12 protein-coding genes are annotated in these 12,049 nt (G+C 72.8%); 7 read left to right on the forward strand and 5 right to left on the reverse strand.

The annotated features are described in order from the left end of the window. Positions 1-169: 169 nt before the first annotated feature. The 4 genes from KY469_16855 to KY469_16870 all read left to right on the forward strand — a co-directional run bounded on the left by KY469_16855 (position 170) and on the right by KY469_16870 (position 2,978). On the forward strand, positions 170-1,531 hold the full coding sequence (locus KY469_16855) for a PspC domain-containing protein (protein ID MBW3664770.1): 1,362 nt from the start codon (positions 170-172) through the stop codon (positions 1,529-1,531). 2 nt (positions 1,532-1,533) lie between these two features. After that, positions 1,534-1,770 carry a hypothetical protein gene (locus KY469_16860; protein MBW3664771.1) on the forward strand — a complete coding sequence of 79 codons (237 nt, stop codon included), beginning with the start codon at positions 1,534-1,536 and terminating at the stop codon, positions 1,768-1,770. Positions 1,771-1,907: 137 nt separating this feature from the next. Further along, positions 1,908-2,459 (forward strand): thioredoxin family protein, encoded by a 552-nt coding sequence (locus KY469_16865; protein MBW3664772.1) that lies wholly within the window; start codon positions 1,908-1,910, stop codon positions 2,457-2,459. A 171-nt stretch (positions 2,460-2,630) separates the two neighbouring features. Further along, positions 2,631-2,978, forward strand: a complete 348-nt coding sequence (locus KY469_16870; protein ID MBW3664773.1) for a metallopeptidase family protein — start codon at positions 2,631-2,633, stop codon at positions 2,976-2,978. Between the two features lie 54 nt (positions 2,979-3,032). Here KY469_16870 and KY469_16875 read toward each other — a convergent pair whose 3' ends face one another. Continuing rightward, positions 3,033-3,497 carry a universal stress protein gene (locus KY469_16875; GenBank protein ID MBW3664774.1) on the reverse strand — a complete coding sequence of 155 codons (465 nt, stop codon included), beginning with the start codon at positions 3,495-3,497 and terminating at the stop codon, positions 3,033-3,035. Positions 3,498-3,619: 122 nt separating this feature from the next. On the opposite strand from KY469_16875, the gene KY469_16880 reads away from it, so the two are divergent. Then, positions 3,620-4,429 carry an ATPase gene (locus KY469_16880; GenBank protein ID MBW3664775.1) on the forward strand — a complete coding sequence of 270 codons (810 nt, stop codon included), beginning with the start codon at positions 3,620-3,622 and terminating at the stop codon, positions 4,427-4,429. Between the two features lie 60 nt (positions 4,430-4,489). Here KY469_16880 and KY469_16885 read toward each other — a convergent pair whose 3' ends face one another. Next, positions 4,490-5,320 carry an MBL fold metallo-hydrolase gene (locus KY469_16885; GenBank protein ID MBW3664776.1) on the reverse strand — a complete coding sequence of 277 codons (831 nt, stop codon included), beginning with the start codon at positions 5,318-5,320 and terminating at the stop codon, positions 4,490-4,492. 218 nt (positions 5,321-5,538) lie between these two features. Between KY469_16885 and KY469_16890 the strand changes: the two genes are divergently transcribed. Together KY469_16890 and KY469_16895 are read left to right on the forward strand one after the other, a co-directional pair. Beyond that, a complete protein-coding gene (locus KY469_16890; GenBank protein MBW3664777.1) occupies positions 5,539-7,323 on the forward strand; it encodes a CocE/NonD family hydrolase in 1,785 nt (594 codons plus the stop codon). 129 nt (positions 7,324-7,452) lie between these two features. After that, positions 7,453-8,079, forward strand: a complete 627-nt coding sequence (locus KY469_16895; GenBank protein MBW3664778.1) for a hypothetical protein — start codon at positions 7,453-7,455, stop codon at positions 8,077-8,079. 9 nt (positions 8,080-8,088) lie between these two features. On the opposite strand, the gene KY469_16900 is transcribed toward KY469_16895, so the two are convergent. The 3 genes from KY469_16900 to KY469_16910 all read right to left on the reverse strand — a co-directional run bounded on the left by KY469_16900 (position 8,089) and on the right by KY469_16910 (position 11,955). Continuing rightward, a complete protein-coding gene (locus KY469_16900; GenBank protein MBW3664779.1) occupies positions 8,089-9,000 on the reverse strand; it encodes an LCP family protein in 912 nt (303 codons plus the stop codon). After that, positions 9,000-9,626, reverse strand: a complete 627-nt coding sequence (locus KY469_16905; GenBank protein ID MBW3664780.1) for a hypothetical protein — start codon at positions 9,624-9,626, stop codon at positions 9,000-9,002. Before KY469_16905 ends, KY469_16900 begins: the two co-directional genes overlap by 1 nt. Before the next feature lie 460 nt (positions 9,627-10,086). After that, complete coding sequence (locus KY469_16910) at positions 10,087-11,955, reverse strand: hypothetical protein (GenBank protein MBW3664781.1); 1,869 nt, start codon at positions 11,953-11,955, stop codon at positions 10,087-10,089. Between the last annotated feature and the right edge of the window lie 94 nt (positions 11,956-12,049).

Below are 12,049 nucleotides of genomic sequence, written 5' to 3' on the forward strand. Positions count from 1 at the left end.
CGGACCGGCTCCGTGGTCCGATGGTGGCACAGACCGGGTCCGGACCACCACCGGGAGGACCCCGACCCGCCCCCGAGCCCGCCCCTCCGGGACATCTCCGGGGCGATCCCGGATGCGGGGACAGGTGGCGGGCAGCACGATGGTCGTGATCCCGAGAGGAGCGACGGACGTGGTGGACGTGGAGACCGAAGAGCGGACCGTGCCGCCGCCCCCGCGGAGGCCGGGCGGTCAGCGCCTGGTCCGCCGGACCTCGCAGGGCGTTATCGCCGGTGTGGCCGCCGGTGTGGCCGAGCGCGTGGCCGTGGATGTGCTGTGGGTCCGGCTGGCCTTCGTCGTGTCCATCTTCTTCGGTGGGTTCGGGTTGTTCGCCTACGCCGCGCTGTGGCTGCTCGCTCCCGACGAGACGACCGGCAGGTCGGTGTTCGACGACCTGTTCACCGACCGCGACCGGGTGACCACCTGGATCGGCGTCGGTGTCATCGCCATCGCGCTCGTGATGCTCGCCAATCGGGTGCTCGGGGCGCTGTTCGGGCCGGTGTGGTTCGCAGATGCCGCCCTCGACCGCTTCGGCTTCCCGATCGCCCTGATCGCCATCGGCGCGGCGGTGCTGTGGTTCGGTCAGCGCAACCGCGGCGAGGCTGCCCCCGACCAGCAGGCGCGCTCGCGGGCAGATGCCGCGGCGACCGACGAACTCCCGCACGTCGCGGCCTCGGAGCAGCCGACCGGCACCGCCGACCCCGTGCCCGGGACGACCGCGCCCACCGGGTCAACCGCGCCCACCGAGCCAGCCTCGCCCACCGAGCCAACCGTGCCCACCGAGCCAGGCCCGAGCTCCGTAGCCGTGCCGGCGCCGGCTGCGACACCGCCCGGCTCGACGGTAACCTCGCGCCCCGTCCTCCGACGGCCCCGTCCGCGTCGCCAGCGGTCGATCCTCGGCCGCGTCACGGTCGCGATCACCTTCCTGGTGGTCGGGACGACGGCGCTGCTCGACCAGCTCGAGGTCATCGAGTTCCACGCGGCGCACTACCTCGCGCTGGCGCTGCTCGTCGTGGGCAGCGGGCTGGTGGTGGGGGCGTGGCGTGGTCGTGCCCGCGGGCTGATCCTCCTCGGGGCGCTGCTCGTCCCCCCTCTCATCGTCGCGAGCGCGGTCCAGGGGCTCCCGGTGGATGTCGCCGACGGGATGGGACAGCGCTTCGTCGTCGTGGCGTCGGCGGACGACCTCGTCTCCCGTTACAAGCTGTTCGCGGGCGAGCTGACCCTGGATCTGTCGCAGGTGGCGCTCACCGAGGGCCAGCACGAGCTCGACGCGGCGGTGGGGTTCGGCCAGCTCCACGTCATCGTCCCGCCGGACGTCGCCGTCGAGGCGATCAGCGAGGTGCGGGGCGGCGAGCTCAACGTGCTCGGCCGCTCGCGTGCGGGGTGGCGGACCCAGCTCCGGGTCTCCGATGCGGGGACCTCGGGGGTGCTGGTGATGAACCTCGAGGTCGGCTTCGGCCGCGTCCACGTGATCCGCGCTGCACCGGAGGTCTGAGCATGCGCCGCCACTCCATGGACCGACTCTCGCTCGTGTTCGGCGTCGTGTACGTCGGCATCGCCGTCGCCGCCCTGGCCGGCCTGGACCTGCTCGAGGCCCGCTGGGGCTGGGCCTGGCCGGTGATGCTGCTCGCCATCGGCGTCGCGCTCCTGCCCGGTCGCCGCGAGGTCCGTCCCGACGCGCGCCCCGACGCGTTCGACGACGACCAGCCAGACGACCGCAGCGCCGACGCCTGATCCGCGACCTCCGGACAGAACCGTTAGGGTCGCCCTGCGTCCCGAGCGGCCGAGACCGCGCTCTCGGCCGCGTGGACGCGGCGACGCTGTATCGACGGCGCGGATGCGCCGTCGCCAAAGGAGGAGGAGGAACACCGATGGCTGTGCAGTCCGTGATGACCGATCTCGGCAGCAGCGCCCCGGACTTCTCGCTGACCGAGGTGGAGTCCGGCGAGAAGGTGGCACTGGGCGACCTCGGCGACGCGCCAGCGCTCGTGGTGGCGTTCATCTGCCGCCACTGCCCCTACGTCAAGCACGTCCAGCACGAGTTCGCGTCGCTGGCGAGCGAGTACCAGCAGCGCGGCGTCGCGTTCGTGGCGATCTCGTCCAACGATCCCGCCCAGTACCCCGACGACGCCCCGGAGTCGCTCGCGGAGCAGAAGCGCGAGGTCGGCTTCGACTTCCCGTACCTGTTCGACGAGACCCAGGACGTCGCCAAGGCGTACAAGGCCGCGTGCACGCCCGACTTCTTCGTCTACGACGCCGACCGCACGCTGGCCTACCGCGGCCGCATGGACGAGACCCGCCCCGACCAGGGCACGCCGACCGGTGCCGACCTGCGCGCCGCGCTTGACGCGCTGCTGGCAGGTGAGCGGCCGGGGCGCGACCAGTGGCCGTCGATGGGCTGCTCGATCAAGTTCCGCGGCTGAGCCCGCGCCGAGCCCCCACTCCGTGGAGACCTGGCCTCACAGGTGAGGCACATCCTCCACGCAGCGAGGGGCCGCACCCCACTCCGTGGAGACCTGGCCTCATAGGTGAGGCACATCCTCCACGCAGCGAGGGTCCGCACGTGAGGAGGGCGGCGTAGGCTGCGGAACTTGATGGAGCCCATCGAAGAGGACCGGTTCGTGGAGCTGGTCGAGGCCGCGCTCGACGAGATCCCCGAGCAGCTGTACGCCCAGCTCGACAACGTCGCCATCGTCGTGGAGGACCGCCACCCCGAGGAGCCGACGCTGCTCGGGATCTACGAGGGCATCCCGCTGGTCGAACGCGACGACGGCTACTTCGGGGCGCTGCCCGACCGCATCGCGATCTACCGCCTCGCGCTGTGCGACATGTGCGAGGACGAAGCGGACCTGATCGACGAGATCGCGGTCACGGTCGTGCACGAGCTCGCCCACCACATGGGCATCGACGACGACCACCTCCACGAGCTCGGCTGGGGCTGACCGCACCACGATCTGCTCGGGAGCCGGGGCGATCTGCACCCCCCGCCAGGCGGACTACGCGGGCGTCGGCACGGCCACCACGGGGCACGGCGCGTGGGTCACGCACTGGTGGCTGACGGAACCGAGCAGCAGGCCGCGGAACCCTCCGTGGCCGCGCGTGCCCACCACCAGCAGGTCGGCGTTGGCGGCACGGGTCAGCAGCACGTTCGCCGCAGCACCCTCGGCGACGTGCCGATCGATCTCGATCCCGGCGTCGTCGGGGACGGCCGCCTCGATCGCCTCATCGAGGACCTTCGCAGCGGACGCCTCCACCTCATCGACAGGGGGGACAGGGACGACCACGGCATCGATGCTGTACCCGAGGTGGCTCGCGTACGAGAACACGTGGACCGCCTCGACGCGGGCACCGTGCACCTGCGCCTCCTCGACGGCCCACCTCAGCGCCTCCCGGGAGCCCTCCGATCCGTCCACTCCCACGACGATGCGCACGACCGCCTCCTCCGTCGCCGTTACCGACACTACGACGGGGGCGGGGCAGCCGCCAGGGTCGGGGGGTCCCCGACACGCCGGGATGACCGGCAGGGCGTACGGTGAGCCTCCTGCAGTCGGGAGGTCACGCGTTGGAGTCCCACGACGAGCATGTGGCCGCGGCCCGCCTCCGGCGGGTGCTCGGTCGCCACCCGCGTCGGGTGATCGCGTGCAGCGGTGGGGTCGACAGCCTCCTGCTCGCCGCCGTCGCCTCGGAGGCGTCGCCGCCGGTCACGATCGTCGCTCACGCCGTGACCCCCGCGGTCCCGGCGGCGGCGACCGCTCGCGTGGTCGAGGCGGCGGGGCGCTACGGCTGGAGCCTCGAGCTGGTCCGGTCGCGCGAGTTCGACGACGAGCGCTACCTGCGCAACCCGCGCGACCGCTGCTACTTCTGCAAGACCAACCTCTACGACGAGCTCGACCGGCTCGTCTCCCAGCTCGACGCGCCCCGAGGTTGGCACGTGCTGAGCGGGGCGAACGTCGATGACCTCGGCGAGTACCGCCCCGGGCTGCGTGCCGCCTCGGAGCGCGGTGTGCGACACCCCTACATCGAGGCGGGGCTGACCAAGCGCGACATCCGCGCGGTCGCGCGCGCGGCCGGGTTGCCGTGGGCCGAGCTGCCCGCGTCCCCCTGCCTCGCCAGCCGGCTGTACACCGGCACGCGGGTGACCGCGGCGCGGCTGCGCGCGGTCGAGGTCGGCGAGGAGCTGCTGCGGCGTCTGACCGGGGTCGAGGTCGTGCGCTGTCGCGTGCGGGAGGACGAGATCGTCATCGAGGTGCCGTCGGCCGCGCGCGCGCTCGTCACCGACGACGTGGTCGCACGGGTCGCCGCGACGATGCGCGCGGTCGCGCCGGAACTCGTCGGGGCGCGTCTCGACGACGAGCCCTACCGGCCGGGGCGCGCCTTCCTCCCAGGCGGCTGACTTTCCGCGGCCGCCCCGCGCCCCGCTGCGTCTCGGCGCGTGCGCCCGCGCCCCGCGTCGTCAGGCGCCCCGCATCCTGCGGACGAGGTCGGCGAGTCGGTCATGCATCTCGTCGGCGGGGCGGCGGGCGCGGTCGCCGTGACCGGCCAGGACGTACTCGAAGCGGTGCTCGTCGGCGAGGCGCTCGAGCGAGTCGGCCTGTACCTCGTGGCTGTACCAGGTCGCCGAGCGGTGGTACTGCAGCGTCTGGCTGCTGCGACCCCAGTACAGCGAGTCGCCGGTGAACAGGTGGGTGTCCTCCAGCAGGAACATCACCGACCCGCGCGTGTGGCCGGGCACGGGGATGGCAACGAGGTCGGGGCGGATCTCGGTCGGGTCCGCGCCCCGCAGGAGATCGGTCGCGAACGGGGCGGCGCTCGCGTCGTGCTCGTGGATCCACACCCGCGCCCCGAACGTCTCGGCGTAGCGGTCGGCGTCGGCGACGTCGTCGCGGTGGGTGAGCAGCACGTGCGCGATGCCGCCCGCCTCCTCGAACGGCTCGGCCAACTTGCGCGTCCAGCGCGGGGCGTCGATCAGCACGTTGCCCTCGGGGCGGACGACGAAGAACGCGTTGGCGCCGAACGAGTCGGGGCTGTTGAAGCCGCAGTAGTGCACGCCGTCCTCGAGGTGGTGCGGGTAGATCCCGCGGGGCTCGGGGCGGGGTGGGGCGGTGCCGATCGAGCGCGTCGGGCAGGCCAACGCCCCCAGCCACATCCGGTCCTCCTCCTCCGGAGTGGTCGGCTGGCGGGTGACGACCGATGTCCGGTCGACGCGCGCGATCAGATCGGGGGCGAGCTGGCGGCAGGCGTCACAGTCGATGCAGCGCGTGTCCACGAACCACGCCCCGTCCACGTTCGCCGGGTGCCGCTCCTCGATCCTCGCCACCGCCCGCCACTCCTCACCGTCGCCGCGTCTCGGCGTCGAAGGTACGCGACCTCCCGAGCGCGAGGCGATGGCGAGTGGGAGCAGAAGGCCGCGCTGAGCGCGGTGAACTGCTCCCACTGGGGAGGGAACGCGCCCCGCCGCGGCGAAGACCTCGCGGACACCGACGACCACCCGAGGGGATCGACGTGCGCAAGGCGTTGCTGCTGACGGTGCTGGCGCTCGGGGCGGGGGCCCTGGTCGGGGCGACGCTCCCGGCCGAGCTCCCAGCCGAGCTCCCAGCCGAGCTGACGGCGGAGCAGACGACACAGCAGACGCCGCCGCCGGCGGGGTCGGCCTACAAGGAGCTGTACTTCGACATGGCCGACGGCACGACGCTGCACGCCGACGTGCTGCGCGACGCCGACGTGGCCTGGAGCGAGGCGCAGCCGGTCATCCTGACCGTCAGTCCCTACCTCAACCACAACGGCTCGACGTCGGACATCGCCCCGCTCGGTGGCGACGGGCCCAACCCGCGCTTCAACGACTTCCTCGAGCTGACCGACGCGCTCGAGCAGGGCTACACCTACGTGCTCGTCGACCTGCCCGGCTTCGGCGGCTCGGGCGGCTGCAACGACTGGGGCGGGCTGCGCGAGCAGGGGGCGGTCCACGCCGCCGTCGAGTGGAGCGCCAAGGTCGACCTCGACAGCGGGGCGGTCGGGCCGACCGTGCGCCAGCCCGTGGGGATGATCGGCAAGAGCTACGACGGCTGGACCGGCCTGATGGCGATGGCGCAGGACCAGACCGCCGGAGGGGTCGAGGGCCTCGCCGCGGTCGTATCGCTGGAGCCGGTCTACTCCGGCTACCGCTACCTGTACAACAACGGCGTGGCCCTGCCCAACGCGGGCGCGTTCGGCACGCTCAACAACTTCCAGCGCTACGACGCCAAGCCCGGCGCGCTCAACGACGACCCCGAGTACCACCTCAACAGCCTGCTCGGCGGCACCCCCTTCACCTGCTACGCCGAGAACCTCCAGGGAGCCGAGAACGACCGGGCCGACGCCCCGTACTGGGTCGAGCGTGACCTCGTGCCACTGGTGCGCGGCTCCGACGTGCCGCTGTTCCTCACCCAGGGCTGGCTCGAGACCAACACGAAGGTGGACGCGGCGCTCGACTTCTGGAACGCGCTCGACCACAGCCACGGCCACAACCGCGCCTGGTTCGGCCAGTTCAACCACTACCGCGGCTGGGAGCAGAACAGCCAGGGCCGCTACCAGACGGGGCGCAACGACTTCGCCACCCAGATGATGCACTTCTTCGACGAGCACCTGAAGGGCATCCCTTCGCCGGTCGACTACCCGGCCTTCGAGGTGCAGAACAACCTCGGCGAGTACCGCGGCGAGGCGTCCTACCCGCCCGCGGACATGCAGGTCTTCACCACCAGCCTCGGTGAGATGACCTTCGCCGACACCAGGAACAACGGTGACGGCGGCGGGGCGGGCAACGGCACGTGGGCGGTGAGCCAGGTGCTGCCCCACGACGTGTGGCTGGCGGGCGATCCGCGGTTCGAGGTGACCCTCACCACGACCGTGGACGACCTCGACTACGCCGTCAACATCTACGACGTCGACGAGGCGTCGGGGCGCGCGACGCTGGTCAACCGCGGCACCTACCTCGTCCGCACCGCCGGAGAGCAGACCATCGACCTCCAGCTGTACGGCCAGGACTGGGTGTTCGAGGAGGGCCACCGCATCGGGGTGCTGCTGTCGGGGGGCAACGAGGACTGGTGGAACCACGACGACACCAGCACCCAGGTGGCCGCCGTCGGCGCGAGCGTGTCGCTGCCGTTGCTGACCCAGGCCCGCACCGAGACCATCCCCAGCGAGGGCACGACGCCGACGCTCGAGAGCTACCGCTCCAGCGGCACGATCTCGTCGGTGCTGGTCGACCTCGACCGTGCCGTGACCTTCGAGCTCCCGGGCCCGCTGAGCTGACGCGCCGGGATGTCCGGCGCCAGGTCCGTCCGAGAGGAACGGGCGAACCGGGCAGGGAGGTGGCGGGGCGGTGTCGAAGCCCCGCCTGAGGGAGTGCCGCGCCCCGCGGTGCCGTGGAGGGAGCGAGCCGTGCGCCAGCCCGTCGCGATCGCGGTCCTGCTGCTCGCCGCAGTGGCCGGCCTCGCCTTCGACAGCTCCGCCTACCTGCCCTCGCAGACGACCTACTACCTGCGGGGCGACGGCGACGGCTGCCCTCCCGACCGCTGGCTCGGGACGACCGCGGGATCGGGGGAGCCAGCCTGCGGTTACGTCGGGGGCGCGCCCGCTGGCGAGCTGCACCACGCCGGTGTCGTCGCCGACACGGTCAACCACTTCTCCACTCGCGCCGCCCCGAACGCGCGCCTCGACGCGAGCCGCGACGTCACCGGGAGGAACCGCATCGCGGCCACGGCGACCACCAACCGCAACGCGGTCGGCCAGGTACGCGTCGACGTCACCGTGTACGCGAGCTTCCAGGGGGGCGGCTCGGCCGTGCTCGGGACCCACAGCCGCACCATCGACTGGATCCCGGGTCAGACCGCCGGCGAGGTCGACTTCCCGTTCACGGTGGACGTGCCCGGCGAGCACGACGGCAAGGTCATCACCCAGCTCAACATCGACGTCGACATCCGCGGCTGGCACGTGCTCACCGGCTACCACCGCCTCGACGGGCAGTCCCGCTTCACCCTGCCCACCTGGGTCCCCAAGCCCAGCTGACAGGGGCGGTCAGGGGGTGATGACGCCTTCGGCCTGTAGCTGCGCGAAGACCGCCGACGCCGCGTTGTTGAGACGCACGACCGACGCCGCTCCGGCGAAGCCGAGCGAACCGCGGATCTGCACGTGGGTGACGTTGGCGGGATCGAGCTGCGAGGCGATCGAGGCGAGCACGATGAGCTTGTGGGCGGGGATCGACGTCGCGACGTGGTTCTGCAGCACCGCGAGCCCGTCGGCCAGTCCCATGGGGCCTTCGCCGGCGACGTACTGCTCGTGCACCGCCCGGAGGACGTTCGCCTGCGCGGTGGACCGGCCGAAGTCACCGTCGGAACGAGACTTGCGATCGCGCGCGTAGCCCAGTGCCGACCAGCCGGTGAGCGTCTGAACCCCGGGCTGCAGATCGGTGGACGCGCTGCTGTTGAGCAACCGCTGCTCGACATCGATGCGCACGCCGCCGACGGCGTCGATCGCGCCCACGACACCGCTGAAGCTGCTCACCGCCCAGTCGTCGATGTCCACGCCGGTGACGCCCTCGACCACGCCCACCATCCGCTCCGGCCCGCCCATCAGGCCCTCGTTGATGCGTGCGCTGCCGGTCCACACGTCCCGAGGGAAGCTGACGATCGAGGCGTGCTGACGGTCGGCCGACACCGAGATGAGGTGGATCGCGTCGGCGCGCCCCGCCAACGCGTTGGTCCCACGCGAGCCGCTCCCCGCGCCGTGCAACGGATCCGCATCGGAGCCCAGCACGAGCAGGTGGTAGACGTCGTCGTCGAGGATGGCTGACACGCGAGGGCCGGCCGCCCACAGCGCGGTGGCGCCGGTCGTGAGGACCGCGAGCGTGAGCAGTCCGACCCCGAGGTAGCGACGCAACGTGTCCCCGAGCACCGCGCGGAGCGTGCTGGTCGCTGAGGTGGACCGCATCAGCTCGCCTCCTCGGTCTCGGCGCCGGTGGGCTCCCCGGTCGCTCCCGCCCCGCCCTGGCCGGCCGTCGGGCTGGGGGCCGGTGCAGGTGCGGGCGGCGCCTCGGTCACCTCGGCGACGGCGAGGAACGGCTCGCCGTCGGGGGAGACCGTGAACGAAAACTCGATCACGATGGTCTCGTCGTCCGCGGTCAGCGCGTCCAGCGTCACCGTGACCAGGATCCCGCCCGGCGAGGCGTCGGCGACGGTGGTCACGCTGACGTCCATCACGGGATCGGCGGGGCGGTCGAGGACGTCGAGCAGCCCCACCGCGGGTCCGGTCAGCGCCGGGTCCCCCGGCAGCGTGGCGGTGCCGCGGCCCTCGATGGCCGCGATGGCCGCGGCCTCGACGGCTTCGGCGACCGCAGCAGCCGCCGTCTCCGCCAGCGTCGGGTCGAGGTCAGCCGGTGGCACCCCGATGACGGCACTGGGGTCGGCGACGCGCAGGACGGGCTCGGCGACCTGGGTCACGAGGGTGGGGCGCGGGCTCGGGCTGGGGCTCGACGGGGCGGCCTGCGGCTCCTCGCCCGACGAGCAGGCCGCCAGCCCCAGCGCGACGACAGCCGCGACGGCGAGGGTGCGACGCACAGCGATCCGATCTCCGGGCCACCCGGTGTGCAGCGTTCAGTTCTTGAGTCGGTCGATCGGCGCGAAGGGTAAGGCCCCGCAGAGGTCGGTCTCGCGCCACACCTCGGACCGGACAGCCTCGTCCGACCGGCCAGGGGCGCCGGCAACGGACGCGCACGCACGTGGGTGCCGGCGCTTCACGCACCGTGAACGGACTAGTCGGACGAGGTCGGTCAGAACCCCACAGATGGGTCATGTCGCCGCCGTGTCGGCTCGCCGACACTGGTTGCTGTACGAGCGCGACCGCCGACGTGGGGCCGCCGGTCGCGAAGGGGTCGGGTCGGCCGCCGCCCGGGGGGGCGGCGGCGCCCGAACCGACGCCACGAGGGGAGCTGCTTGCGGGCGGCTCCCCTCGCGGCGTCGGACGTGGGACGCGCTCGTGTCCGGGTGAGCGCCCCGCCCGGGGCGTGCCCCGCGGAGCTCAGGCCGTCAGGACCAGGCGGTAGTTGAAGTAACCCATCGCCCGGGCCTCCTCCCACGTCACCTTGCGGTTGGCACGGGCCGCCCTCGCCGGGTCGTCGATCACGAGGTGGTCGTCGTGGATCGCCTGCAGGCGCACGTAGTGGCCCGCGATCGAGACCTCGACCTGCGCCCCGCCCTCGAGCTCGGGGGCGATCTGGGTCAGCACCGCCTGCTTGTACGCGGCGAGGTCCGGGGCGCCCTTGGCTCCGTCGGTGAACGCGGCCGCGAGCTTCTTGCGCATGGCGGCGTACTCGGCCTCGAGCTTGTCGCGGCGCCGTCCCGTCGCCGCCCCCATCTGGTTGCGGGTATCGGTCATCTTCTCGACCGCGGTGCGGTACTTCTTGGCCCAGCCCTTGAACGCCATCGCTTCCTTGCCCTGCTCCTTGCGGGCCTTGGACGGGTCGAGGGTGAACGGCTTGGTCGCGGTCGAGACGCCGAAACGCTTGGCGAGCTTCTCGAGGTAGAAGATGCCCAGGATCTCGCTCCACGCCGTCCGGGTCGCCGCGAGGATCTGCTCCTGGCTCGCCGCCGCCGACTTCAGCTGCTCGGCGATCGCGGCGAGCTGGAGGAAGTCGGGCATCCGCAGCCCCGCCATCGCGCCCCAGTCGCCCCCCCGTGACACCTTCATGTCCGCGGCGGCCACCTCGGGCTTGAACGCCGCTGCCACCGCCGAGACGATGGCGCGGTTCCCGGTGTAGTCGTCGGGTGACTTGCCCAGGGCTTCGAGCGCCATCCCCAGCGACGTGATGTTGCAGGTCCGGGTGGTGACGTCGGTGCTGGTGCCGAGCTCCTTGGCCTGCTCCTTCCCCTCGAGCAGGTCGGTGTTGGTGCTCTGGGCGTAGAAGGGCGAGACCTCGTTGATGGCGAGGTACATGCGGCGGGTGATCTCGCCGGCGACCGCGGGGGGCAGTCCGGCAGCGGCGATGTCCGCGATGAGTCCGCGCAGCTTGGCGATGCCCTCGACGAGCTGGTCGCGGCCCGCTCCCTTCTCCTCGGTCTGGCTGTGGCCCTTCTTGTCGGCGAACAGCGCCCGCGACCGCTCCTCGATCGCCGCGAGCTCGTCGGCTGCGGCGCTCACCGTCGGGTGCTTGACGCTCGCGACGAGCTCGGCGAGGCGGCTGTCGCGCAGCGTCCCGCCGGCCACGGTCGTGCCGCCGGGCAGGGTCGAGGGGCCGCTGGAGGGCGAGGTTGGGGTGGTCGGATGCGGCGTGGTCGGCGTGGGGCCGGTCGGGGCGGGGCCGGTTGGGGCGGGGGGCCGGGTCGTGTTGGGGTAGGGCACCGGCACGGGTCCGGGGGCGACCGGCCCCGAGGGGCCAGTCCCGGCTCCGCCGGGCTTCGGGGCGGCCGGTTTGGGCGCGGACCGGAGGGCGGGGCGCACGACCGTGTCACGCAGCCGCACCCAGTCGGCGGCCAGCGCGCGCTGGCCCGCGGCGATGCGCTTGCCCGTCATCTCGGGATGGGCGGCCCAGAACAGCACGTTCGTCAGCTTGGCCTCGTCGCGAAGCCCGATCGCCAGCATCATCGTGACGCCGGCCGTCGGCCCCGCGATCGCGACCATGCCGGTGTAGGCCGCCTCGGCCGGGGCGCTTTTCGGGGAAGCGCCCGCGCGAGCGGCTGACGCCGGGCCGCGTGAGGCCGTCCCGGCGGAGGATCCGACGCCGCCGGCGACACCCGCCAGGATCCCACCCAGCGCGCTACCCACGCCCCGAGCGAACCGGCCCCCGAGCGCCCCCAGCAGGTCCGCCTCACGGCTGATCAGCACACCGACGGCGGAGTTGCCGTAGCCGCGCTGGAGGTCGAGCAGGCCAGTGGCCGGCGAGGTGGTCACGGGGCACGTCGCGGACGTGGCGGCCCCGGCCGAGGCCCGGGGTGATCGGGCCGGGGCGGCTCGGGGCGCGGGTAGCGAGACCCGTGACGACGTC

This window comes from Actinomycetota bacterium (assembly GCA_019347575.1).
GTDB lineage: Bacteria > Actinomycetota > Nitriliruptoria > Nitriliruptorales > Nitriliruptoraceae > JAHWKY01.